The following is a 23709-nucleotide window of genomic DNA, read 5'->3' on the forward strand; positions in this document are numbered from 1 at the left end:
AATTAAAGGATTGATCACGTTAGATTGACTATTCCCTTGATAGAGAGGTTGACCTTTAATCACCATCACATCGGGATAGGTGTAAATGCTATAATCTGACAGCCATAAACGCACCGTTTCCATGTAGGTATAATAATCTTGGTTATTGATATTTAAGGGAAAATTACGGCAAAAATTTAGACAAATCTGATTGTGATTAGTTGTTGCTCCTACCATTGGGATAATTTCTCCTTGACGATATTCATTTTTATCCTCGGACGTTTCCTCCAGAGCGAGATATTCTTCGGGAGTATAATATTTAGTTTCGGTAGTGCTTAACATTTTTGATTCTCCTTCCTATTCTATTTTCTAGGATACAGCATTTCCCTAAAAAGAGATAAAGTTATCCTTGAGCAAGGTTATCATTTTTTCCTTAATCTCTAGCAAAAAATGCTGAGAAATCCACAATTAAAAATCTAACTATCAAAATTGCTCACTTCAAAGGTTAAAATAAACTAGATAAATAGTTTTATGTTTAGTTTCTCCTATGTTTAACTGGTTCCGTCGTCAGAAAGTCCAACCCGAACAAGAACAAGCACCCCCCGCACCCGTAGAGGAAACCCCCAGCGAGGCAACCAGTCAGGAAGAGTATTTAGATTGGGCCAAAAAAGCCTTTAAAAATATTCAAGAGAAAAAAGCCACGGCCGAGGCCGTCGTGAGCGAAACCCCTGAAACATCTATTGCTGAAACGGAACCTCCGCAAGAGGAAGAACCAGTTAAAGAAGAAGAAACCGAGGATAATACCCCCGCATGGCTGAAAAAATCTGATCGCCTCGAAATTCTCAAAGAAACCGCCATCGAAACTCCCACAGAACCGGATGAAGATTTTATCTGGTCGGCCAAAGTTTTAGCCAATCAGGGACGACAAGCAGAGGACGTTTCGGAAGAAGAAATCACCTGGTTAAAAAAATTGCGTCAGGGTTTAGGCAAAACGCGCCGCAGCTTGGTCAATCAGCTTAAGGCCGTGGTCGGTCAGGGTCCCCTCAATCAAGATGCGGTGGAGGAAATCGAAGCTTTATTGCTTCAGGCCGATGTGGGGGTAGATGCCACCGATTATATTATCACTACCCTCCAAAATAAGCTAAAACAGGAAGCTCTGCCCCCCGAAAAAGCGATCGAATATCTCAAAGAAATTATCCGCGAGATTTTAGATGCACCTTTAGCCAATTATAGCAACCCCGGTTTTGAGCCAGAAAAAGGTAAATTAAATATCTGGATGCTCACGGGAGTTAACGGAGTCGGTAAAACGACGACTATCGGCAAATTAGCCCATTTATCTAAACAATCTGGCTATAGCTGTATGATCGCCGCTGCCGACACCTTTCGCGCTGCTGCCGTGGAACAGGTGAAAGTTTGGGGAGAGCGATCGCAAGTCGAAGTCATTGCCAACCCGGGCAAAAATACCGACCCGGCCGCCGTGGTGTACGATGGCATCGAAGCCGCTAAATCCAGGGAGATAGAATTACTCTTAGTGGATACGGCGGGAAGATTGCAGAATAAAAAGAACTTAATGGCAGAATTAAGCAAAATTCGCCGCATTATCGACAAAAAAGCCGAGAGTGCTGTGGTGGAATCGCTTCTAGTTCTCGATGCCACTTTAGGACAAAACGGCCTGCGACAAGCAGAGGTTTTCTCGGAAGCTGCCCAATTAAGCGGCGTGATCCTGACTAAAATCGATGGTACAGCTAAAGGGGGTGTTGCCCTTGCCGTAGCGCGTCAGCTTAACCTACCGATTCGCTTTGTGGGTGCTGGGGAAGGAATCGAGGATCTGCGGCCCTTTTCCAGTTACGAATTCGTGGAAGCTTTACTGAGTGGCGATTAATCTCACCCCGCCTATCTTTCATAATCTTTTCATGGTTGCTTCATAATTGTCTCATTTTTAGCTATGCTAGAACTGGAGACTCAGGGTAACAACTATGCAAAGGACAATTACAGTTAGTCATCTAGGAGTATATTATCGCGGCGTGGAAGCCCTACGGGATATCACCCTGAAAATTTATCCAGGACGATTAACCGGTATTATCGGTCCCAACGGTGCGGGCAAAAGTACCCTGATCAAAGCCATGCTAGGATTAATTCCCGTACAACAGGGAAGCGTTAACTATCAAGGGCAATCTCTACAGCAACAACTGGATAAAGTCGCTTATGTTCCCCAAAGATCTCAAATCGACTGGACCTATCCCGTCACCGCTTGGGATGTGGTAATGATGGGGAGAGTCAGAAAAACCGGTTGGTTTCGTCCTTTTTCCCATATTAGTCGTCAACAGGCTTTAAACGCCCTAGAACGGGTGGAAATGGCTGATTTACGCCATCGTCCCCTCGGTCAGTTGTCGGGGGGACAACAGCAAAGAGTCTTTTTAGCCAGATCTTTGGCCCAAGAAGCGGAGATTTTCTGTTTTGATGAACCTTTCGTTGGGGTAGATCAAAAAACCGAGGGGGTTCTTTTTAATATCTTTGGTGAGTTAGCCCAAGAAAATAAAATTGTCATGGTGGTTAACCATGATTTAGGCGAATCTATCACCCATTTTGCTGATTTAATCCTCTTAAATAAAGAATTGATCCTCGCCGATCAACGGTCTAAGGTCTTAACTGATTTTAATCTCCGGCGTGCATATGGGGGTAAAGTCTCCTTCTATGATGCCATGACACCACCAGATCATCGCCGCTCGAGTCTCGATTATCTCGATCGCTTCTCGAAAAACAATGCGATAAACTAGAAGCGAAGATATTTTGGCTGACTGCCGATAGGGACACCGATGACAACTATTTCCCCGCAAGAAGTAACAGGAACGATCGAACTGGCTCCTAACTATCGAATTCCCCTGTTTTTGGTAATTTTATCGCTGCCTTTACTCTTTTTACAGGTCTGGCTCGGAATAATTTTCTCCCTGTTAGGGCTATTCTTGATGTTCCAGACTACCCGCATTCGTCTCCAGTTTACCCCCACTTCCTTAGATGTCTATCTGTCCGGGCAACAAATTCGCTCCTTTCCCTACCAAGAATGGCAAAATTGGCGGATTTTCTGGAATAAAGTCCCGATACTATTTTATTTCAAAGAAATTAACAGCATTCATTTTTTGCCCATTATCTTTGACAGCGCAACCCTGAGACTCTGCCTCGAAAAATACTATCCTTTAGCAGCACCGCAAGCGATCGACTCAGAAGCGAACTAAGATTGAGATAAAATAAAATCTGGCTAATAGCGTCTTAAGTAGGTAGGTGTTAAAAATTGTCAGATCCCCCCGCCTATCGGCACCCCCCTTATTAAGGGGGGCAGGGGGGATCCCCCGCCTATCGGCACCCCCCTTATTAAGGGGGGCAGGGGGGATCGAAGGCAAGATATATCGTCTATTAATTAGAACCACTTACTTAATTGCCTGCCTTGGCCCTTTGTTCGCTCTGCATTTCTAAAGCCGATGACTTCAGAAGATTTTAATGTTTTACCCCTTGACAAAATGACAGACTTACCCAATGAATCTGTCGAAGAATTTAGTTTTGATGATCTCTGGAACGATCGCCCAGTAGAGAATCCCCTGCCATCGGAAACCGCCCCCGAAGGCGAATTAGTTCCCACAGCCCAAGCGCAACCCCTGCGGGCAGAAATCGAGGCTCTAGAACGGCAAAAACAGAGCCTAGCGGCAGAAATCTCGGCATTAAAAGCGGAAAGAGAACGCTTGATCGCCGAGGAATTGGGGGATATCAAAGCTCAAATCGAAAGAATGCTCAAGGAAGGCGTAAAAGACCTAGAACAACGCAAACAGGCTTTAGAAGTGGCGATCGAACAGTTAGAACGCCGTCGTGAGCGGATTCGGCAGGAAATGCGGAGTAATTTCGCCGGAGTCTCCCAGGATCTAGCCGTGCGGGTTCAGGGATTTAAAGACTATCTGGTGGGCAGTTTACAGGATTTGGCCGCGGCTGCCGAACAGTTGGAATTACCCCGCTTTGAAACCCCCGAAAAATCCCCCCGACCTGTGGAACCTCCCCAGCGGACCGAACGAGAGGAAAACCCCCGTCCATCCCGTGGCAGTCAAGGCCGGGATGATCGCGGAGAAATTCCCCGTCCCCCCCGTAGCAGTAACCAGGGCCGGGATAATTGGCAAGAACCCCGTCGTTCTAACCGTTCCGGTTATGAATCAGAACCGGTGGGGCAATCCACCCCTAGACAGGGCTTTTCTGACCAAAATCAGCGCATACAAACTCTTTTAGACCGTTATCGCAGTCGCCCTGACTATTACGGTCCGCCTTGGCAATTACGGCGCACTTTTGAACCAATTCACGCCGAACGGGTGCAACAGTGGTTCTTTAAACAGGGGGGCCGGGGTACGATTCGCGGTATGGGCAGCCGTCTCCAGAATATTCTGGTCGCTTCGGCAATTATCTCGATTATGGCGGAATTACAAGGCGATCGCTTCCGTTCTCTCGTTCTGGCTAATAGTCCCGAACGTTTAGGCGAATGGCGGCGCGGTCTCCAAGATTGTCTCGGCATTTCCCGCGCCGATTTTGGACCTGACCGCGGCATCGTTCTCTTTGAGTCTCCCGAAGCTTTAATCCAAAAAGCGGAACGTTTAATCGACGATAAGTATTCACCGCTCATTATCATCGATGATACCGAAGAACGGCTGAATTTCGCTCTTTTACAATTCCCCTACTGGTTAGCTTTTGCCCCTGAACCCCAACAAAGTTCTAGTTATTGGTATTAACTAATTAGGGTGTGCTGAATAAATCTAAAAACCTTGTTGGATAAGAATTTTAGACTTTTTTCCCATCAAAAAGTGCCAGACCTTGGGGTGATCGGGGGGGAAAATTGACCCCCTGAAAATCGGTAAAACCCTACACCCCACACCCCACACCCTACCCCCACGAAAAACTTTTTCAGCAGACCCTAATTAGTCCTTGAGTAGTGCGATACATTGGGCTAAAGAAGCGTTAGTTTTCACCGCTTGCGGGTTAATATGGGTGGCAGCAGCTCGATAACCTTGTTCTAGGAGAGCCGCAATTAAATCTTCCCTTTTAGGTAGATCTAATTTGCCCCTTCTACCAATTTCCCGAAAGCTATAAAAATAGGGAGGAAAATCGTTTTCTTCCCTCATTATTTCTAACAATTTAACTACCTTTTTCCACTGCCATTGCTCGGCTAAATCTGCCATTTTTTCTAGATAAAAGCGATCGTGTAAACTGCCTAACCACAAGGGTCCAGTTAAGGTTAAAGGTTGCCCGTCCCCAGAACAAACTATCTTGCCTAACTTCGGCCAAGGCACTGATTGATATTCCCCGCAGCTATGACAATAACCGAGAAAACCGTAGTTATGACTATTTAATTGTCTATTAGCCGTTAACCGCACCATCACCCGATAACTTTGACCGAAAAAAAAGGAAAAAATCGGCGTAATTCCTAAACCTAACCGGGCCGATTCTAATTGCAAACCGGCGATAATTAATCTTAATCCCTGTTCGTGGGCAGCCGGATGATTGCGAGCAGATGCTCCATAATCAGCTAAACTATTTTCTAGATTATGACCCGTCAGCGTCCGTCCATCGGTATTAGTTAGATAAATTAAACCACCGATTTTAGTGGCTAAAGGAATGGCACTAAACAGAGATGCAGGAGAACCAAAAGCATCAATATCAACTAGATCGTAATGGTCTTTTTCAAGATAACATTCTAGGAGAACTTCTTGAGCAGATTTATAGGTTATTTTGCCTTTTTTCTGTTGTAATAAATTCTCTAAATTAGCTGCTAAAGTTGGCTTAATTTCTGGATTTCCATCATTAACCCACAGCCAATCCGCACCACTTTCTAACCAATACCTGAGCGCTCGCACACCAGAGCCGCTCATTACTTCTAAAACGCGCAAACTGCCCCGCTCTTTTTGGGCAATTGCCGCCCCTAAAACTCCTAAATCTCGGACGATTTTACTCTCCGGTCGATAAAAAGTATTGTTGATATTAAATATCGCTTTTTCTTCCTGCATCGCTCATCTCATAATTAGCACTCGATCGCTACTTTTTTTCTTTTCACGATTCCCTAGTAGCGAAAAGGGTCAACCACTGCCAAAACCGATCAGACATCAAGATAGAAGATAAATCTAAAGATAGTGTGAAATTAGCAGAAATTGCCGATTTTTTTAGTATTATATCCCTGAAAAGCTGATAGTTTCCCCGTGGGAAGAGCAAATTAAAGGTAAAAAAACAGTTATTTTTTTACATCTTATAACTACTTAGATGTTAAAAACTATCAGTTCCCCCCTTATCAAGGGGGGATTAAGGGGGGATCGAACCCAACATCTATCTTAGATGCCCAGAGTTACCACGAAAGTTTGATTGCTTAAAGAGTCAAGTGCCGATAGCGATTCCTGTGGGGTCGCTATTTTTTTCGTCCCCACCGACAAAATTGAGCAGCGCTCGTCGTCCCTGCTCGCCTCGATCGAGTAAAGTAATCTCTAGATAATTTTCCGGCAAAAAAGTTAAACGTTCTGACCATTCGATCGCCACTATCCCTAAATCTACCTCGATTCCCTGCCAATAATTTTCTAGGTACAGCGCCTCGATATCTTGACCCTGCAAACGATACAAATCCAAATGATACAAAGGAAGGCGGCCTTCGCTATACTCGTTAACGAGGGTGAAGGTAGGACTAGCTATAGGCTCTTGAATACCCAATCCTAAGCCAATTCCCTGTACTAAGGTGGTTTTTCCCGCTCCCAAATCGCCTTTTAATAAAATTACACTGCCAGAGGCCAAGGTTTGCCCCAGTTTTTCCCCTAAATTGACAGTAGCTTCTCGATCGGGTAAGTCGATAATCATTTTTTTCCGCTAGGATGCCAATTAACCACTGATTCTAATATAGCGATCAGAGCAGCTTTCTGACCTTCTTGGCTCTGGGGGGCCAAATTTGGTCTTTTGATCGATAAAAATAGAAGCAGTTAAACTAATCTCTTATCTCTTAGTCTTACCTTTGGTCAAATGGTCGCTATCAGGACAGAGATAGGCGATCGGCGAAACCTTCCGGTAGATTAGACTAAATGGGAGTTGGTTAACTGCTTTTATAAAATTGATTGTTCCCTAACCATCAGCATTGTCTAGGGTCGAAGGGAATAAAACAACCGAAGTTTAGGACTTTAAGCTAGAAGTTAAGAAAAACAGTGAAATTATTATTTTTGAGTAATGGCCACGGTGAAGATGAGATCGCGATCCGGATTATTAAAAGACTGCAATCATCTCCCCACTGTCCGGATATTACTGCTTTACCCCTAGTGGGTAACGGTTATGCTTATACTCGTCTGGGGATTCCCCTTCTCGATCGAGGTCAAAAAATGCCCTCTGGGGGTTTTATCACTAGCGATCCCAAACAATTATGGCGAGATCTGCGGGAGGGTTTATTAGGATTAACCTCCCGTCAATACCGTCTGGTCAGAAATTGGGGCCAAGAAGGGGGAAAAATTGTCGCGGTGGGAGATATCTTACCCCTTGCCCTTGCTTGGTTAAGCGGGACACATTATGCTTTTGTGGGAACGGCTAAATCAGAATACTATCTCCGGGATGAGCAGGGATGGTTAGATAGTAGCTCGATGATCGATCGCCTCTGGGGTTCCTACTATTATCCCTGGGAACGCTGGTTAATGGCTCATCCTCGCTGTCGGGGGGTTTTTCCCCGGGATAGTTTAACTAGCAAAATTTTACAACAGTGGTCAATTCCCGTTGTCGATGGGGGTAATCCGATGATGGATGACCTTTTACCCTCGATAACGGGCGATTTTCCCCAAGATTGCCTAAATATTCTGCTGCTACCCGGTTCGCGCTTTCCCGAATCTCTCCACAATTGGCAGCAAATTCTCGCAGCTGTGGCCGCCATTATCGGCCGTTTTCCCGATTACAAGCTGGAGTTTTTGTCGGCGATCGCTCCTTCTCTCCCCCCGGAATCTTTTACGGCTGCTTTAATTTCCCAGGGTTGGCGAGAACATAGCACAAATAAGTTTATTTGTCAAGAGGTATTTATAACTATTTCTCAAAGGGATTACGCCGAATATTTAGGCCGTTGCCATCTAGCGATCGCCATGGCGGGAACTGCCACGGAACAGTTCGTCGGTTTGGGTAAACCGGCGATCACAATTGCGGGATCTGGACCACAATTTACTCCCCATTTTGCCAAACTGCAACAGCGTTTATTAGGCTGTTCAATTCTCTTGGGCGATAGTGCCGAGTCAGTGCCAGACAAGTTAGAATATTTATTACAAAATCCCCCACAGTGGCAAGAAATCGCCTTTAATGGTCGTCAGAGAATGGGATCGGCCGGTGCCTCTGATCGCATTGCCCAATGGTTACTAGGCAATTTTTGCCCTTAAACGAAAGTATCGGTCTGATTTTCGCCACTAGTGGTCCCCTCAAAAATAGTTTCTAGGGCGATTTTTTGGGCGCTTGGTTGTTGTCCGTAGCTGAAAAGATAGGGAATGTCTCCGCTTTGTTGACGAAACCACTGGAAAACGTAGGGACTACCATAAACAATCAATGCTTGAATTTGTCCAGTTTTCAGCAAAGCTTGATAGATAGCTTTCGTTTCGTCCCTTAATCCGGCACTACCCCGAAAAGGATTACCACGGATAAATACTTGTAGGAGAGTCGTTTCTGGGGAGACGAGGGACTGATTAAAGGTGCTACGGTCGATTATTTGGGTTTGATAACCCCATTGTCGGGGCATTGTCACCGCCGGACAAGAGCGATCGAGAAAGTCACAGTTGAGTAAATCATCGATAATGATTAAATTGCGGCCTTGAGTGGCTTGAATCGGTAAATTAGCGCTAACTGTTTGGGAATCTTTTAAAATGTCGCTGACAATCTCTAGAGCTTGCGGTGCCGCTAAACTGCTTAAGGATTCTAAGGATGGCTGTCTTTGCCCCAATTTCTCTTTTGCTCGTTGAATACGTTGCCAAGAATCATTAATTCTCGCTTCGCTAATTGTACCCGCTTGCACGGCACTATACACCGCTTCGATCGCTTCGATCGGATCGGGAGGCATTAACAGTATATCAGCCCCCGCCTGTACCGCCCTCACTGCTATGGCGGCAGCACTGGCAATTTTAGTCACTCCTCCCATAATCAGGGCATCGGTGACGATTAAACCCTGAAAACCGAGATTTTGGCGCAGTTTTTCCCCGAGAATTTTCGAGGAAAGAGTGGCGGGAAATTCGGCATCCCAAGCGGGAATTAACAGATGGCCTGACATAATACTATCAACCCCCGACTCGATCGCCGCTTGAAAGGGGGGCAATTCGATCGCTTCTAGGCGATCATGATCGTGGTTGATGATGGGAAGATCGAGATGGGAGTCATTGCTGGTGTCACCGTGGCCGGGAAAATGTTTGGCCGTGGTCAAAACTGGATAGGAATTCGCCCCTAAAATAAAAGCTTGAGCTAGATTAGCGACGATTTCGGGAGTTTCAGCGAAGGAACGAATATTAATAACGGGATTGTCGGGATTATTGTTCACATCGACAATTGGGGCTAAAATCCAGTTAATCCCGATCGCTAGAGCCTCCTTAGCGGTAATTGCTCCCATTTCCCTAGCATATTCTGTGGCTTTTGTCAAGCTTTTTTCGGCTATTTTTCCTAAAGCCATCGGGGGGGGAAACCAAGTGGCGCCGGAAAACCTTTGGCCGACTCCCTCCTCGATATCGGCAGCGATGAGGAGAGGATTATCGCCGGACCAACTTTGTAATTGTTGGCTGCGGAAAGCGATTTCGGCGGCGCTACCTCCTAATAGAATTACCCCACCGAGGTGGAGGGTTTCTAACCAATGTTTCAGGGTGGTGTTGACAGGTTCCCAAGCAGGATAGCGGATTTGTTGGTCAAAGAGATAGCCGGAAGCGCGGACTACTATCATCTGACCAATACGTTCTTTTAGGGATAAAATGCGATCGCTCACTATTCAGTTATCAGTTATCAGTTATAAGTTATCAGTTATCAGTTATCAGGTTTAAGTTTTAAGTTGCCAGTTTTGCCTAAATTTAGTTATCCTCTACTGATCACTGGTCACTGATAGCGGAATCGTCATCTTCTGGGGGTCGATCGGTTTTAATATGATCAAGAAGGTGTAACATTCGATCGCCGCGTTCAAGAGAAGAATCTTCTAGGAAGACCACTTCGGGGGTACGTCTCAGACGGATGCGTTGACCGAGTTCGCGCCGGACGAATCCCGCAGCCGCTTTTAAACCGGCCATAGTTTCGGCCTTTGCATCTTTGTTGCCGTAGATAGACACAAAAATCCTAGCGTGTTGTAGGTCGTGGGAGAGGTCCACATCGGTAACGCTAACCATACCCGCACCGACGCGATCATCTTTAATTTCCATTAATAACATTTGGCTGACCTCGCGCTTAATTAGCGAGGACACGCGAGATACTCGACGATCATTGGCCATAATTTTCGTCCCCTAAAAACAGCGAAACCTTTACCATTGTATCAAGCTAATCCGAGCATGGCTTTGAGGGTGAAATAAAGAAAGGCGAAAGTTCCCCCCAGAAAGCCCACAAGTGCGATCGCTGTGAGGGGATTTTTTAATAAAGGGGCTAACCAGCCGAAAAAGGCGAAGAAAATCCCTAAACTAAAGCTAATCAGATAGCGGGGGTAACGGCTCACGTTATCAAAAAAGTCGCCCATAAATTTTATTTATTATCTTTGTCCGTAAGTAATTATAGCAGTAAGCTTCAATGTTCAAGGGTAATTCGATAATTTCCCCGATTGAGTTTCACTGGGATTGTGGGACATCTGGCGCGAGAATCATCAATTGTCCCTCCTTATCCTCGCGAATGGCTAGAATCGCAGGACGTTCATTTTCTGCCGACTGAGGGGATAACCCGCGAAAAACATAAGTCCAATTGTTATTTTGGATTAATAACCGCCAAACTCGCGGGGGATTAACTTTGCTATCATTCGTTTCTTTTCCCCGCAGCTCTTCGAGTAATTTGGTCTCACCGATAATTCGATAACCTTTGAGAGAAGGATCGGTAAAAATATCCTCCGGATTCCGACCGATCGCTATCTGTTTTTCCGGTAAAACTAAAGTGATAACTGGTAAGGTAGAACTATCATTAACTGCATCGCGACGGGCATCGATCGATCCCTGAATTCGGGCTAACCAAAAAAGAATAATTAATAGCCAAATAACAGCGATCAAATCTTTTCGGAGAGCTTCGGGAATTCCCCGGACTAATAAACCTAAGAACTGAAATTTTTGATGAAATTTCCGTTTAGATTGACTGACAATTGAATAGGATGGCAGGGGAGACAAAATCCAGAGAGTAAATTGAATCGCAAAGGCAACGGCAACCAGCGCCAGAAACGTTCGCAGCAACGCCCCGAAATCGCCACAGAAGACCTGTATCGGCACAAAAAGGAAGGAACGCAAGGGCAAGTCCAGACGGTTAATCTCAAGGCTAAACCAGCCGAAATAGGCCCACCGATAGATCCATCCCGTAAAATAGAGAAAAATCCCCAGCAAACCGAGAAGACTGGCGAAGGTTCCTAGTATCTGTGTTCCGGGAGGGGGCGAATTCGGAGCGCTCACGGTAAAATGTCCCTGATTGGCGTTTTCGATCGCTATCCTACTCGATCGATCGGGTTCTATCGCCAGTTCTTTGTATTTTATCAAGGAGAATAACCCATGTCGATCGACGATCCCCGACAAGTTCGTTTGTTAATTGAGAAAATGGAAGCGAGTTTACCAATCCCTGTGCGTGCAACTCCCGAAACGTTAAAACTAGCTGAAACAAAAGGCGAGCGATACAAACCCGATCACCAGTTTTCGATCGATAAAATTTTCTACACGGGAGACGAGGGGGGAATTATTTGTTTCCTAAAAAATGAATTGGGAAAACAAACGGGTCTTATCTGTTCTTTAACCCATCTACGCATCGATAACGATCATCCGTTAGCGGCGGATATTCAATCCTACCAGAAAAAGCGATCGATGCGGATCGCACTACAGGATGGCAAAACCGGAAAAGCCCTCCGTATTGCCAAACAAAACCGCCCGAAAAAAGGTTTCGGAAAGTAAAAATATATTGACAAAAACCGCAGGTTGGGTTAGGAGTAGCGCTAACCCACCGCATCCAAGATTGAAAACAGAACCAACCCAATCCCGATCATTCAGGCAAGGTAAAGATGAAAAAACTCTACCCAATAATAACCGCAACTAGCCTAGTTTTTATCGCCTCTCTTGCTGGCTATCATCTACCAGCCACCGGCGATCGATCTCCCGTCAAGAAAATCCCCGTATTCGTACCAGATGATACGAAAGTATCTTTAAAAAATGGCACTTCTCTATCTGGGAGATTAATCAAGTTCGATTCCCAAGCAAAAACGATCGCTTTAGGGAGAGAATCAAAAATAAAAGAAGTGGCAATGAAAGAGATCAAACAGATAGAGTTTCAAGGGAAGGTTATTATCAAAAGCGGAACGCTTGTTATTCGTGGGGAAGAGAAATCAAGCAATCCAAACCAGAATAGACAACGCTGGCAGGAACCTTTACAGAATTTCAAAATTATTGATGTTAATGAAGGAAAAGCGGAAGTAACTATAACCTCGCTAGATCCTCTAGAAATAAGAGGGATCGAAGGGGTGGCGAGTAAGAGTTCCTACGTTGTCGAGGAAATTAAATTTAACCCCTCGGACAAAATTGAGATTCAAGTAAACCCCCATTAAAATTCACAAAAAAGAGGTCTATTTTTTAAGCAATTAAGGAAGACTTTAAATGGGAAAGTTGGCTGATGTATTGTTCGATTGTTTTTGGTGATAGTGGATCGTTTAAGGTCGGGTTAGCGAGGTCAAAGATGATGTCATTGATGAGATTTTCCTCATCTGTTTTATAGGCGATATCTTCTCTGCATTCGATGGCATCGGCCCAGTTTTCTAGGTCGGTGGCAGATAGAGCGTTATTGAGATAGCGATCGAGAATATCGATCAGATGCTCTTTTTTTAGGGTGATAATTGCTTCGCTACTGTCCCAAGGAAAGGTTTTTAGGATAGGGAGGATAGTTGATAGGGGTTGGTCAAAGTTGACTAAAGCGTTGAGGTATTCTTGTCTAGTTTTCATGGGTATTTTTGTTTGATGTGAACAATAGAACCGTTGGGGGCGTAGGTTGTTTTGGTGTAAAAGAGAGTGATTCCGTCCGCATCAATTTGTTTTTCGTAGGTTGCATAGGAACCGGAAATATTTTTGGCGGGAACGTCTGCTTGAAATGCTTTGCCACCGTTGGGAAGATTATAGATCCGAATTGGGGTAGCATGACGGGGAAGGCGTTTTTGAAAGCGGTTAAGGTTGTCTAGTTGGGCTGGGGTTAAAGATGTCACCATATAGTAATTATAATCTTTATTGCCTTGGCGGTTGCTATATGAAAATAGACTATGATCGAGCCGCTAATGCCGCTTATATTCGTCGTTGTGAGGGAAAGGTTATTGATTCTGAGGAACTAGCGCTGGGGATTGTCTATGATTACGATGAGACGGATAGGATTGTAGGGATTGAGATTTTAGCAGTCAAACAGAGAACGGCCGAACAATTCAAAAATATTGATTTTCCGTTGGAAGAGAGTGAAAAACAAGAGATTAGACAATGGTTCGGAAAGTTAATACTAAATTGTTAAGTGATGTGAGAAATTCAGGAAATATGGGAGGTGCTATAATTGATATATTTACTCAGTCAAAAAATGATGATTAAGTTAAAAGTCACAACGGTAGGGAACTCTATGGGGGTGATTTTCCCGAAAGAGTTGGTGGAGAAGCTGCGCCTTAGTAAAGGCGATATGCTCTACGTCTTGGAAACGCCGAATGGCTTTGAGCTTACACCCTACGACCCCGAATTTGTCCAGCAAATGGAAGTGGCGGAGGAAGTGATGCGCGAAGACTGGAATATTTTGAGAAAGCTGGCAACTTAGGCTCATGAACCAGCTAATCTGGATAGCTGATGGGGTAGCTCTCGCGATTCATCACCGCCAAATAGCCGAGCATGGTGGATTAGAGGGTATTCGAGATGAGGGGTTGCTAGAAAGCGCACTTTCCCGACCGCAAAATTTTCTGGCTTATTCTGAGTCGCCTCCTGACATGGCTTCTTTGGCAGCAGCCTACGCTTATGGGATTGTCAAGAATCATCCTTTTGTAGATGGGAATAAGAGAACGGCCTATGTAGTGACGAGGACTTTTCTCAGGCTCAATGGCTACGATCTTCAAGCTTCTAGTGAAGAAAAATACCAGATATGGATCGATCTTGCTGTTGGTAAGCTTTCAGAGGAACAATTAGGGACTTGCGCTTTGATAATGTACCTTTTGGGCGAACGCAGTTCGCCCCTACATTGTGGACAAAATCCGTTACTGTAGGGGCGCAAAGCTTGCGCCCTCCGATCGATTGGGATATTATTCCCACGCAAGTCCCTTAGCTGATTGGATTAGGAAACATTTATTAAAGATTCCTCTAATGTCGGGTTAGCGAGGGGAAAAATCATGTCATTGATGAGGTCTTCGTACTTAAATAGGACTGTTATCGCATTAAATTTAACAAGGGAGTTCAATATGATTACCTTTGAAAACGCGCTGGAGTTGGTTAGTCAATTACCCAGGGAACAGCAAGAAATGTTAATCGAGTCAGGGGAGAATATCAGGAATTGAGAGCTTGTTCCTGTAGTTATGATTGCCTCATCATTTTCTATTTAGAACGAGACGAGAAAACTCAAACAGATAGGATAGTTTTGATTAACATTGGAACTCATGATGAGGTGTATTAACTAATAACTGATAGCGGAAATAACTATGAATCCCAAATTTTACGCATTACTTACTCTTTCCCTAGTGGCTACCGTCACCCTACCAGTTGTTAACGGGAAACTCTCCTCTCTCGTCCCTGCGGTGATGGCGCAAAATACGGATGCGAGGAAAGCAGAAGCGGATCAACTTTTGCAATTATGTCGCCAGAATCTTGATAATAATCAAGTAAAATTGGCGATTCAATCCTGTCAACAGGCGGTGATAGCCTACCGGCAAATTAAAGACCTTTCAGGAGAAGCTAAATCTACCGCTAATTTAGGCAATGCCTATGTTAACGACGGTCAATACCGTCAAGCTATTTCTGTTTTAGAAAATGCGGTTAAAATAGCACAAGAGTCAAAAGAACGTCGTGTAGAAGCCCTCGCCTTTTTATATCTCGGTGGGGCTTACTATGAGTTAGGAGAATTTAAGGAGAGCATAGAATTTTTTCAGCAGACTTTAACCATCGCAAAAGAAATTAAGGATGCTGATTTAGAAAAAATTGCTGAAAAACTCTTAGTATTAATGGAAGCAGAAAAACAGCGAAAAGAAGCGGATAAGCTTTTCGAGCAAGGCGTTCAACAATATGAAATAAGTCAGTTTCGAGAAGCCTTGCAATCGTGGGAAAAAGCCTTAAAAATTTATCAAGAAATCAAAAATCGTCAGGGAGAAGCGGCTTCTTTAGACAATTTAGGAAGTGCTTATCTTTCCCTCGGACAATATCAAAAAGCGATCGATCTCCACGAAAAGTCTTTAGTCATTAACAGGGAGATAGTTAATCGCCAAGGAGAAGCCAATTCTTTAAACAATTTAGGAAACGCTTACCAATCGCGTGGAGAGTATCAAACAGCGATCGATTACCATCAGCAGTCTTTAGACATCAGGAGGGAGATTAAAGATCGACAGGGGGAAGCGGCCTCTTTAAACAATTTAGGAAACGCTTACCAATCGCGTGGAGAGTATCAAACAGCGATCGATTACCATCAGCAGTCTTTAGACATCAGGAGGGAGATTAAAGATCGACAGGGGGAAGCGGCCTCTTTAAACAATTTAGGACTTAATTACCACTTACTAGGACAGTACCAAAAAGCGATCAATTACCACCAGCAGTCTTTAGAAATCGCTGAGAAAATCGGCGATCTAAAAGTGCAAGCCGATTCTTTAGGCAATTTAGGAAACGTTTACCAATCCCTCGGACAATACCAAAAAGCGATCGATGACCACCAGAAGTCTTTAGACATTGCGAAGAAAATAGGCGATCAAGGAAGTAAAGCCAGATCTTTAGGCAATTTAGGAAATGCTTACCAATCCCTCGGACAGTATCAAAAAGCGATCAATTACCACCGGGACTCTTTAGCCATGGCGAGGGATATAGGCCTTCGCCAAGAGGAAGGGTCTTCTTTAAACAATTTAGGAGTTGCTCACTACTTCCTCGGAGAGTACGAAAAAGCGATCGATTACCTTAAACAGACTTTAGACATTGCGAAGAAAATAGGCGATCTAAAAGGGGAAGCTAATTCTTTAAATAATTTAGGAGTTGCTTATCAAAAGATAAATCAACCCGCAGAAGCGATCAAGAATTTGGAAGAGTCCCTCAACATTATCCTCAAGATACGGGGAGATATTTCGAGGGAAAATATTGCAGGTCAAAATCGAAAATCGTTTTTAGCCTCTAACGAAAGAACCGTTATCACCCTCGCCGAAGTCCTAATCCAGCAAAATCAACCAGAAAAAGCCTTTCAATGGCTTAACCTCGCCACTACTGCCGATCTTGCCGATTACAATCGCCTGATTAATGCCAAAGTTGCCGATCCCGATGCACAAAAAGCACTTGATAACTGGAACACCGACAATCGACAACTCGAAGGAATGCGCCGACAACTACAGGATAAATACTCGGAAGAACTGGCACAACAGATCCGACAATTCGAGGAGAAAGTGTATAAAAATGCGGAAACTATCGGAGATAAATATCCTGAAATTGCTGAACTTTTTGAAACCAAACCCACCGACATCGCCCAACTACAGAAAAATATCGCTCCTGATACCCTCGTTATTCAACCCGTTCCCCTCCGCGATAAAGTCGCCCTATTTCTCGTTACTAGAGAAAAATTAACCGTTATCCAAAGTGATGCAAAACGCGATGAATTGAATAAACTCGTCAGCGAATACCGTACCCAATTAGCTGATCGTCGAAATGCCGACTACCTCGTTACCGGTAGTAAATTGTACGAGATTTTAATCCGTCCCATTGAGTCCCAAATCGCCACCAGTTCCCCGAAAAATATCGCCATCATCGCTACCGGACAACTGCGCTATATTCCTTTTGAAACTCTCTACGATAAGAAAAATGACCAAGTTCTCCTAGAAAAATATCCAATTTATTATTTAACTCGCATCTCCACATCTACTCCTCCCGCGACCGAAAGAAAACCCTTACAAGGTCTAGCATTTGCTAACCCTAAACCCACCCAAGAAGAACTTAAAGGCACAGAAATAGAAGCAGAAACTATCAGCAAAACCTTTCCCGGAAGTGAAAAATATCTCGGTGAAAAAGCCACCCTAGACACATTTAAAATTCAAGCGGCGCGTTTCTCGATTCTCCACCTCGGAACTCATGGCTGTTTTAAGCGTGCTGGCTGTCCTAATTTGGGTATGCAAGCTAATACTATTCTTTTCGCCAATAAAGAGCAATATAACATCGCCGATGCCGCATTATTAGGCTTAAAAAATACCGAATTAATCACCCTGAGTGCCTGTCAAACCGCCAAGGAAGCCAACGCAGACGGTCAGGAAATTTCAGGACTTGCTTACGTCTTAGAAAGAGCCGGTGCTAAATCAGTAATAGCCAGTCTTTGGAATGCTGAAGATAATACCAGTGCGGAAATTATGACGCAATTTTATCAAAATCTCAAGAATGGTATGACTAAAAGTGAAGCCATGCGACAGGCCAAACTGAGTCAAATTAAAAGCCACCCTTATTTTTGGTCGCCCTTTATTTTGATTGGGGCTGCTAATTAGACCTCTTGCATAATTTTTTTATGGTATAATGGAAGGCCTTGCTTTTTTCTCGATTTTTAGATGGAAGTGGAAAAAAGAATAAAATGTAATCTTAGGTCAGGAAATCATCCATACTTTTGCTATGTTTATTAGCAAAAATATGGATTATCAAAACTTATCAGATGAACAGTTCAAACGCCGTTTCGGTGTGTATAAACAAACCTATAGAAAGATGGTAAGATGGTAGAATCAGTAAAAAGTGTTGAAGCCGACTCTAATTCAGTATCTAAAAGCGGACCGAAACCTAAACTATCTATAGAAGAACAAGTTTTAGTAACGTTAGAATATTGGCGAGAATATAGAACATATTTTCACATTGGTACAAGCGGTCAAATATCAGAATTAACTATAGGCTGTAAATAAGACGGAAAAAATGCTTTCACAATCGGGAAACTTCCGTTTAAAAGGAAAAAAAGCTCTACTAAATCAAGCAGAGATACCGGTCGTAAGGGTAGTGGATGTAACGGAAACTCCCATTGAACGCCCCAAAAAGAAACAGAAAAATTTTTTGGCTCTTCGTTACTTGTTATGGTTCGATAGTGCGGCATAAATCCACTAAATCCTTATCTGGCAAGAGATTTAATTGATTTAGTTCGCTCTAGATTGAAAACAATTGACAAAAATCGCCAAATGTTTTTCTCTATAATAGTTTCATTCCTTATAACCCTGTACGTTGCATAAGACAAACCGAAGAACCGTTTTATTTTCCCCCAATATCTTATCATCTAAAATGAAATAGCCCCGGGTGTTAGGAGGAATTTGCCCTATTTCCCAACACCCTAACAACTTAGATAATTAACCCCTTTGTCGAGTATTAATCACGTCACCAGCTGCATTAACTAACTCTAGCTGTAGCGGCATTTGTCCCATAGCGTGAGTGGAACAACTTAAACAGGGATCATAGCAACGAATACCCGCTTCTACGCGGTTTAACATCGCTTCGGGAATTTCGCCACCATGGATATAATGTTGGGCGATTTGTTTCACCGTTTGATTCATCGCCAAATTATTATTACCTGTGGCAATAATTAAATTCACCGTTTCAATCAAACCATTTTCATCCACTTTATAATCATGGAATAAAGTACCCCGGGGCGCTTCACTAACTCCCACCCCTTGCAGATTATTAATTCCTGCTTCGGCCCGGCAGCGTTGAGAAACTATATCGGGATCATCGATTAAACGTTCAATCTGTTCTAAACAAGCCAAAATCTCGACTAAACGAGCATAATGATAATAAAAAGAAGAGGTTGCTACACCACCGACCCGATGGCGATATTCGCGTAACTCGATATCCGCTCCCTCCGTGCCAAAATGGGAACAAACATTTAAGCGGGCCAAGGGACCAACTCGATAGATACCATTGGGATAACCGAGGGGTTTATAGTAGGGAAACTTCAAATAAGACCATTTTTCCACTGATTCGCCGATATAATCGCGATAATTGTCTTCGCTCAGGTTATCGGCTACGATATTGCCTTGACTATCGGTAAAACGAATATGACCACCGTAGTGTTCCCACTCGTCCCGTTTACCGACCAATCCCATAAATAGAGAAGGGAAATTACCAAAAGCGGCGATTTCTGTGGTTAAATTGTCCAGAAGTCCTTTAAATAGGTTTAAAGCCGTGTAAAGAGTCGCCTTAGACTCCGGCAGTCGTTCTTTAATCCATTGTCGCCCTTCTTCGCTTAAAGGGGAACGCACACCCCCCGGGACAGACCAAGCGGGGTGAATTTTTTTTGCTCCCAAAAGTTCAATAACTTTCTGTCCAAATTGACGTAAACGGATGCCTGCTCGCGCTAGGTCGGGATCGGCCGCAATTAAACCGAACACATTCCGTTTAGCGGGGTCACTTTCCCAACCAAGCAGAAAATCGGGACTGCTAAGATGAAAAAAGCTTAAAGCATGGGATTGGGTTAATTGTCCCAAATTCATCAAGCGCCGCAGTTTTTCCCCCGCAGGGGGGATTTGCACCGCTAGAATTTTATCGCCGGTTTTGGCGGCACAAAGTAGGTGACTAACGGGGCAAATGCCGCAAATTCGGGCAGTAATTCCCGCCATCTCCCACATCGGCCGTCCCTCGCAGAATTTCTCGAAACCACGATACTCGACCACATGAAAACGCACGTCATCCACTTCCCCCCCATCGTCAAGGAAAATCGAGATCTTGGCATGGCCTTCGATCCGGGTGACGGGATCGATAACGACGGTTTTAGTCATAGTAAGTCCTCATTGTTCAGGAGTTCCACAGAACGGCATTGTGGAGACTGCGATCGAGCTTGGTTTAAACGATAATTTATCCCGATCTCCGCCCTGCTGTTTCTATGATAGTTATTACCCTCCTAGCAATCCTAATTTTTATAACAATTTTTCCCGATTCTCAATCGCGGCTAATTTGGCATTTTGTAACAAATACTACAGAAAATAGTTCGGAAATCCGCAATGATTACATCTCACTTTGCTGGTGTTGATCGGTCATTATATATATAGAAGTCGGTTCTCGGCTGTCAGTCTTCCTCTCAAAGCTGAGGGCGAAAGGGTCGGAAGTCAGCCAAATTGTTTATGACTAATCGGGAAAATCACCTTTTTGTCTTGTAATCTTACCTAACAGTATCAGCGGCACTGCCGAGGATTCGGGAAAAAGCGACCCAAAAACAAGCGATTGTAGTTGATAGTTCTAGGCTGTAATACTTTTGTTCTAAATGTTGGGGGAAAAAGGATAAACCTAACATCATACCAAAGAATGAATTAGCTTTGAACCTTTAGGGGATTGTCTGCGTCTAAAAGCACAGGATACAATCAAAGGAATTCCGAATCGAACTCATACCGACTTCAGATAAGCCAGACTCACCCGCGAGTCGGAATAGTAACAGACTTTTTCTGTGTCAAGGAGTCACCACCAAACCAATGCCCACAGCAAAAACCAACCAAACTCAACCACAGCCCACCCTCAATGCCGATATGGTGCGTACCTATCTGCACGAAATTGGGCGGGTTCCCCTCCTAACTCACGAACAAGAAATTATTTACGGCAAACAAGTCCAACGGATGATGAGCCTGTTAGAAGCGAAAGAAGCACTATCGAAACAATTAGGACGGGAACCACAGCGCTTGGAGTGGGCGGATTCGGTGAATTTAAGCGAAAATGAACTGGATCGCGCCTTGAAAACTGGCGATCGAGCTAAACGGAAAATGATTGAGGCTAACCTCCGCTTGGTAGTTGCGATCGCAAAGAAATATCAAAAGCGGAACATGGAATTCCTCGATCTAATTCAAGAGGGTAGTCTGGGATTAGAAAGAGGTGTAGAGAAATTTGATCCCACCAAAGGTTATAAATTTTCTACCTATGCTTACTGGTGGATTCGACAAGCGATTACCCGTGCGATCGCTCAACAGGCCCGCACCATTCGTTTACCCATCCATATCACCGAAAAACTGAATAAAATCAAAAGAACCCAGCGCGAACTCGCCCAAAAACTGGGCAGAAGTGCCACCCCTGCCGAGATTGCCCTGGAATTAGAGCTAGAACCCGCTCAAATCCGCGAATATCTCAGTATGGCCCGTCAACCCATCTCCCTTGATGTGCGCGTCGGCGATAACCAAGATACGGAATTGTCGGAATTATTGGAAGATAGCGGAGTTTCTCCCGATACCTTCATCACCCAAGAGTTATTACGGCAAGACTTAGCCAATCTCCTGGCCGAATTAACCCCCCAACAACGGGAAGTGATTACTCTCCGTTTCGGTTTAACCGATGGCAAGGAGTTATCCCTAGCCAAAATCGGTCAGAGAATGAACATCAGTCGGGAACGGGTGCGACAATTAGAACACCAGGCCCTGGCTCATTTACGCCGTCGCCGGGCCAACGTCAAGGAATATATTGTCGCTAGTTAGTAAGATTAGCAAATAACCAAGAAGGAGAGTTCAAGCTCTCTTTTTTTTGGGTTTAATTAATATAGAATCCCGATTAGTTTTCACCTGTGGCAGTTCCGTCATGACTAGATCAACAGAAACAGCGACCCCAACACTATACGAAGAAGATTTTTATCTCTGGCTAAAAACCACGGCAGAACAATTAAAAAAAGGCCAGTTTGCCGAGGTGGATTTAGACAATTTAATTGAGGAGATTGAATCGATGGGGAGAAGTGAAAGACACGCGCTCAAAAGTCTTTTAACTCGTCTCCTAGAACATTTACTCAAATTAACTTACTGGCAATCGGAAAGAGACCGGAATGGTAATCATTGGAATGGAGAAATCAATAATTTTCGGGCAGAAATTCAAGATTTACTGGAGGATAGCCCTAGTTTAAAGCCCTATCTTCGGGAGATTTTTGAGCCATCCTACCATACAGCTTTAGAGGCCGTCCGGAAAAAAATGGGTTTATCCCCCGGCGGTTTACCCAGTCAGATAATTTTTAATCTCGAACAGGTTTTAGATCATCAATGGCTGCCGATCGATTGGGAATAAACTATTGACTGTCTAATACTAAATCTGGTTATTAAAGACTGATTATTTATTCCCCCTTTTGCCTCTTGCCTATTGCATGAGTGCCTGTCCTGATAAGTAGCCTATATTCAACGGATTTAGTATAAATTACTCCTTGATCGCTAAACAGTCATCAGTGAACTGAAAACTCAAATCTGATAACTGATAACTGATAACTGATAACTGATCTGGTTTTACTCAAGCAATTTCTTCAGCAGGGCATCCACTTCCTCCAGGCCGGATTGATTATTTTTCAGCACATAAACCGCTCGCGCTTGCTTAAAAGCTTCCTCCGCCTCTCTTTTTCGTCCTCGGCCCGCGTAGGCCCGACCGAGATTAAGATAGACATCAGCGTTATTGGGGGCGATTTCGGCCAAATCTTGATAGGCGATAATTGCTGCAAGATAATCTTTTCTGGCCAGATGGATGCGACCGATTCCCGCTTGTGCTTCCAACGATTGGGGTTCTAGGAAAACAGCCCGACGATAAAAGGGGAGAGCCTCGTCAAAACGCTCTTGTTTTTCGAGTAAAATCCCTATTTTTAGCTGAATTAAAAAATTTCCTGCACTTTGTCGCTCTATTTCCTTTAAAATTTGGGTTCCACCATTTAAATCGCCCTGTTTGAGCAAAAGGCTGGCCAGTTGCAATCTTAATTCACTATTGTTAGGGAATCTTTGCAGGGATTTTTGGAGAAAATCGAAGGCTTCGCTGCTTTTATTCTGTTCGATCAAGGCTTTACCCATGATTTCGTGGGCTTGCTGATTATTGGGGTCGAGAGCTAAAATCCATTGGTAAACTTCGCCCGCTTTTGCATAGTTTTTTTGCCGTAATAATACCACCCCTAAACCGAGGTAGTGTTGGACGTTTTTCGGTTCTATTTGGATAGCGTAGTAGTAAGCGGTGGCTGCATTGTCGTAATCGCCGATATTAGCCAAACTATAACCGAGAGCATGGAAAAAGTCGGGATTACTCGGATCGAGACTTAAAGCTTTTTGGTATGCTTGGGCGGCGGCGTTATAATCCCCCTGCCGCGTTTGTAAAAAGCCGATCCCAGAGAAAATTTTGGCATTATTGCCATCAAGGGCGGCGGCCTGCTCGTAAATGGCTATAGCTTCCCCATAATTGCCATTTTTGACCAATTGCCGCGCTTGACGCAGTAGTTCGTTAACCTGTGAATCCTTGCTCACGATTGCCCCCGCCGGATTATCAGCGATCGCAATTGAGGGAGAGAAACAGCCCCCCGCGAGGAGACCGATGAGCAAGATTAAACGGGTAAATTGTTTCATCGCTTTACCTTTGTTAACGATTCTTAATTAAAGTTTATTGTAAATGCTAT

24 protein-coding genes and 1 pseudogene are annotated in these 23709 nt (G+C 44.1%); 14 read left to right on the top strand and 11 right to left on the bottom strand.

Features of this window, described 5'->3' with window-relative positions; genetic code table 11:
• Window positions 1–321 (bottom strand): Uma2 family endonuclease (locus IM507_RS16250; RefSeq protein WP_272071985.1); only part of this gene is annotated, 321 nt, incomplete at its 3' end.
• 205 nt (window positions 322–526) lie between these two features.
• On the opposite strand from IM507_RS16250, the gene ftsY reads away from it, so the two are divergent.
• The 4 genes from ftsY (at window position 527) to IM507_RS16270 (ending at window position 4739) form a co-directional block, all read left to right on the top strand.
• A complete protein-coding gene (ftsY, locus tag IM507_RS16255) occupies window positions 527–1861 on the top strand; it encodes a signal recognition particle-docking protein FtsY (RefSeq protein WP_002751781.1) in 1335 nt (444 codons plus the stop codon).
• 94 nt (window positions 1862–1955) lie between these two features.
• Window positions 1956–2756: a metal ABC transporter ATP-binding protein gene (locus IM507_RS16260; protein ID WP_149107027.1), complete on the top strand. Its 801-nt coding sequence runs from the start codon at window positions 1956–1958 to the stop codon at window positions 2754–2756.
• A 39-nt stretch (window positions 2757–2795) separates the two neighbouring features.
• Window positions 2796–3212: a DUF3119 family protein gene (locus IM507_RS16265; RefSeq protein ID WP_002735466.1), complete on the top strand. Its 417-nt coding sequence runs from the start codon at window positions 2796–2798 to the stop codon at window positions 3210–3212.
• Window positions 3213–3455: 243 nt separating this feature from the next.
• The gene (locus IM507_RS16270) at window positions 3456–4739 is read left to right on the top strand and encodes a DUF3086 domain-containing protein (protein ID WP_287637348.1); all 1284 of its coding nucleotides are present in this window, start codon (window positions 3456–3458) and stop codon (window positions 4737–4739) included.
• A 186-nt stretch (window positions 4740–4925) separates the two neighbouring features.
• Here IM507_RS16270 and IM507_RS16275 read toward each other — a convergent pair whose 3' ends face one another.
• Both IM507_RS16275 and tsaE read right to left on the bottom strand, forming a co-directional pair.
• Complete coding sequence (locus IM507_RS16275) at window positions 4926–6011, bottom strand: class I SAM-dependent methyltransferase (RefSeq protein WP_287637349.1); 1086 nt, start codon at window positions 6009–6011, stop codon at window positions 4926–4928.
• 361 nt (window positions 6012–6372) lie between these two features.
• Window positions 6373–6843, bottom strand: coding sequence for a tRNA (adenosine(37)-N6)-threonylcarbamoyltransferase complex ATPase subunit type 1 TsaE (gene tsaE, locus IM507_RS16280; protein WP_287637350.1), 471 nt, complete (start codon window positions 6841–6843; stop codon window positions 6373–6375).
• 338 nt (window positions 6844–7181) lie between these two features.
• Between tsaE and IM507_RS16285 the strand changes: the two genes are divergently transcribed.
• Window positions 7182–8381, top strand: a complete 1200-nt coding sequence (locus tag IM507_RS16285; protein WP_287637351.1) for a lipid-A-disaccharide synthase-related protein — start codon at window positions 7182–7184, stop codon at window positions 8379–8381.
• On the opposite strand, the gene IM507_RS16290 is transcribed toward IM507_RS16285, so the two are convergent.
• The 4 genes from IM507_RS16290 to IM507_RS16305 form a co-directional block, all read right to left on the bottom strand.
• Window positions 8378–9958 carry a glycoside hydrolase family 3 N-terminal domain-containing protein gene (locus tag IM507_RS16290; RefSeq protein WP_287637352.1) on the bottom strand — a complete coding sequence of 527 codons (1581 nt, stop codon included), beginning with the start codon at window positions 9956–9958 and terminating at the stop codon, window positions 8378–8380. The two genes, IM507_RS16285 and IM507_RS16290, sit on opposite strands and share 4 nt — an antisense overlap.
• Window positions 9959–10058: 100 nt before the next feature.
• Window positions 10059–10451 (bottom strand): 30S ribosome-binding factor RbfA, encoded by a 393-nt coding sequence (gene rbfA / locus IM507_RS16295; protein ID WP_061430326.1) that lies wholly within the window; start codon window positions 10449–10451, stop codon window positions 10059–10061.
• Between the two features lie 41 nt (window positions 10452–10492).
• Entirely contained in the window at window positions 10493–10690 is a 198-nt protein-coding gene (locus IM507_RS16300) for a DUF751 family protein (protein WP_002737592.1), read from the bottom strand.
• Between the two features lie 88 nt (window positions 10691–10778).
• The gene (locus IM507_RS16305) at window positions 10779–11681 is read right to left on the bottom strand and encodes a hypothetical protein (RefSeq protein ID WP_287637354.1); all 903 of its coding nucleotides are present in this window, start codon (window positions 11679–11681) and stop codon (window positions 10779–10781) included.
• A 12-nt stretch (window positions 11682–11693) separates the two neighbouring features.
• Here IM507_RS16305 and IM507_RS16310 point away from each other — a divergent pair, with 12 nt between their 5' ends.
• Both IM507_RS16310 and IM507_RS16315 read left to right on the top strand, forming a co-directional pair.
• Window positions 11694–12086, top strand: a complete 393-nt coding sequence (locus IM507_RS16310; RefSeq protein WP_002737311.1) for a hypothetical protein — start codon at window positions 11694–11696, stop codon at window positions 12084–12086.
• Between the two features lie 107 nt (window positions 12087–12193).
• Entirely contained in the window at window positions 12194–12733 is a 540-nt protein-coding gene (locus IM507_RS16315) for a hypothetical protein (RefSeq protein WP_123229866.1), read from the top strand.
• A 25-nt stretch (window positions 12734–12758) separates the two neighbouring features.
• On the opposite strand, the gene IM507_RS16320 is transcribed toward IM507_RS16315, so the two are convergent.
• Both IM507_RS16320 and IM507_RS16325 read right to left on the bottom strand, forming a co-directional pair.
• A complete protein-coding gene (locus IM507_RS16320; RefSeq protein WP_002738073.1) occupies window positions 12759–13124 on the bottom strand; it encodes a hypothetical protein in 366 nt (121 codons plus the stop codon).
• The gene (locus tag IM507_RS16325; protein WP_002758212.1) at window positions 13121–13384 is read right to left on the bottom strand and encodes a hypothetical protein; all 264 of its coding nucleotides are present in this window, start codon (window positions 13382–13384) and stop codon (window positions 13121–13123) included. The genes IM507_RS16320 and IM507_RS16325 overlap by 4 nt, the downstream gene beginning before the upstream one ends.
• A 38-nt stretch (window positions 13385–13422) precedes the next feature.
• Between IM507_RS16325 and IM507_RS16330 the strand changes: the two genes are divergently transcribed.
• The 5 genes and pseudogenes from IM507_RS16330 to IM507_RS16350 form a co-directional block, all read left to right on the top strand.
• The gene (locus tag IM507_RS16330; RefSeq protein ID WP_123229872.1) at window positions 13423–13674 is read left to right on the top strand and encodes a DUF2283 domain-containing protein; all 252 of its coding nucleotides are present in this window, start codon (window positions 13423–13425) and stop codon (window positions 13672–13674) included.
• 66 nt (window positions 13675–13740) lie between these two features.
• Window positions 13741–13965 carry an AbrB/MazE/SpoVT family DNA-binding domain-containing protein gene (locus IM507_RS16335; protein WP_080603334.1) on the top strand — a complete coding sequence of 75 codons (225 nt, stop codon included), beginning with the start codon at window positions 13741–13743 and terminating at the stop codon, window positions 13963–13965.
• Window positions 13966–13969: 4 nt separating this feature from the next.
• Window positions 13970–14404: a type II toxin-antitoxin system death-on-curing family toxin gene (locus IM507_RS16340; RefSeq protein ID WP_123229864.1), complete on the top strand. Its 435-nt coding sequence runs from the start codon at window positions 13970–13972 to the stop codon at window positions 14402–14404.
• Between the two features lie 429 nt (window positions 14405–14833).
• Window positions 14834–17848 carry a CHAT domain-containing protein gene (locus IM507_RS16345; RefSeq protein WP_287637355.1) on the top strand — a complete coding sequence of 1005 codons (3015 nt, stop codon included), beginning with the start codon at window positions 14834–14836 and terminating at the stop codon, window positions 17846–17848.
• 121 nt (window positions 17849–17969) lie between these two features.
• Window positions 17970–18401, top strand: a pseudogene (locus IM507_RS16350) (helix-turn-helix domain-containing protein); the annotation flags it as partial.
• A 281-nt stretch (window positions 18402–18682) separates the two neighbouring features.
• Here the strand turns inward: IM507_RS16350 and IM507_RS16355 are convergent.
• Window positions 18683–20107: a Ni/Fe hydrogenase subunit alpha gene (locus tag IM507_RS16355; RefSeq protein WP_016514321.1), complete on the bottom strand. Its 1425-nt coding sequence runs from the start codon at window positions 20105–20107 to the stop codon at window positions 18683–18685.
• 687 nt (window positions 20108–20794) lie between these two features.
• On the opposite strand from IM507_RS16355, the gene IM507_RS16360 reads away from it, so the two are divergent.
• Window positions 20795–21781, top strand: coding sequence for an RNA polymerase sigma factor, RpoD/SigA family (locus IM507_RS16360; RefSeq protein ID WP_002737778.1), 987 nt, complete (start codon window positions 20795–20797; stop codon window positions 21779–21781).
• 100 nt (window positions 21782–21881) lie between these two features.
• A complete protein-coding gene (locus tag IM507_RS16365) occupies window positions 21882–22355 on the top strand; it encodes a DUF29 domain-containing protein (RefSeq protein WP_002737830.1) in 474 nt (157 codons plus the stop codon).
• Between the two features lie 212 nt (window positions 22356–22567).
• On the opposite strand, the gene IM507_RS16370 is transcribed toward IM507_RS16365, so the two are convergent.
• Window positions 22568–23659 carry a tetratricopeptide repeat protein gene (locus IM507_RS16370; RefSeq protein WP_123229861.1) on the bottom strand — a complete coding sequence of 364 codons (1092 nt, stop codon included), beginning with the start codon at window positions 23657–23659 and terminating at the stop codon, window positions 22568–22570.
• Window positions 23660–23709 lie beyond the last annotated feature (50 nt).

This window comes from Microcystis sp. M20BS1 (genome assembly GCF_020245305.1).
Taxonomy (GTDB): Bacteria; Cyanobacteriota; Cyanobacteriia; order Cyanobacteriales; family Microcystaceae; genus Microcystis; species Microcystis ichthyoblabe_A.

Bases quoted from the DNA above. Each gene is read 5' to 3' on its own strand.
- ftsY (WP_002751781.1), top strand. From the start codon at position 527: ATGTTTAACTGGTTCCGTCGTCAGAAAGTCCAACCCGAACAAGAACAA.
- IM507_RS16260 (WP_149107027.1), top strand. From the start codon at position 1,956: ATGCAAAGGACAATTACAGTTAGTCATCTAGGAGTATATTATCGCGGC.
- IM507_RS16265 (WP_002735466.1), top strand. From the start codon at position 2,796: ATGACAACTATTTCCCCGCAAGAAGTAACAGGAACGATCGAACTGGCT.
- IM507_RS16270 (WP_287637348.1), top strand. From the start codon at position 3,456: ATGACTTCAGAAGATTTTAATGTTTTACCCCTTGACAAAATGACAGAC.
- IM507_RS16275 (WP_287637349.1), bottom strand. From the start codon at position 6,011: ATGCAGGAAGAAAAAGCGATATTTAATATCAACAATACTTTTTATCGA.
- tsaE (WP_287637350.1), bottom strand. From the start codon at position 6,843: ATGATTATCGACTTACCCGATCGAGAAGCTACTGTCAATTTAGGGGAA.
- rbfA (WP_061430326.1), bottom strand. From the start codon at position 10,451: ATGGCCAATGATCGTCGAGTATCTCGCGTGTCCTCGCTAATTAAGCGC.
- IM507_RS16300 (WP_002737592.1), bottom strand. From the start codon at position 10,690: ATGGGCGACTTTTTTGATAACGTGAGCCGTTACCCCCGCTATCTGATT.
- IM507_RS16310 (WP_002737311.1), top strand. From the start codon at position 11,694: ATGTCGATCGACGATCCCCGACAAGTTCGTTTGTTAATTGAGAAAATG.
- IM507_RS16315 (WP_123229866.1), top strand. From the start codon at position 12,194: ATGAAAAAACTCTACCCAATAATAACCGCAACTAGCCTAGTTTTTATC.
- IM507_RS16320 (WP_002738073.1), bottom strand. From the start codon at position 13,124: ATGAAAACTAGACAAGAATACCTCAACGCTTTAGTCAACTTTGACCAA.
- IM507_RS16325 (WP_002758212.1), bottom strand. From the start codon at position 13,384: ATGGTGACATCTTTAACCCCAGCCCAACTAGACAACCTTAACCGCTTT.
- IM507_RS16330 (WP_123229872.1), top strand. From the start codon at position 13,423: ATGAAAATAGACTATGATCGAGCCGCTAATGCCGCTTATATTCGTCGT.
- IM507_RS16335 (WP_080603334.1), top strand. From the start codon at position 13,741: ATGATTAAGTTAAAAGTCACAACGGTAGGGAACTCTATGGGGGTGATT.
- IM507_RS16340 (WP_123229864.1), top strand. From the start codon at position 13,970: ATGAACCAGCTAATCTGGATAGCTGATGGGGTAGCTCTCGCGATTCAT.
- IM507_RS16345 (WP_287637355.1), top strand. From the start codon at position 14,834: ATGAATCCCAAATTTTACGCATTACTTACTCTTTCCCTAGTGGCTACC.
- IM507_RS16355 (WP_016514321.1), bottom strand. From the start codon at position 20,107: ATGACTAAAACCGTCGTTATCGATCCCGTCACCCGGATCGAAGGCCAT.
- IM507_RS16360 (WP_002737778.1), top strand. From the start codon at position 20,795: ATGCCCACAGCAAAAACCAACCAAACTCAACCACAGCCCACCCTCAAT.
- IM507_RS16365 (WP_002737830.1), top strand. From the start codon at position 21,882: ATGACTAGATCAACAGAAACAGCGACCCCAACACTATACGAAGAAGAT.
- IM507_RS16370 (WP_123229861.1), bottom strand. From the start codon at position 23,659: ATGAAACAATTTACCCGTTTAATCTTGCTCATCGGTCTCCTCGCGGGG.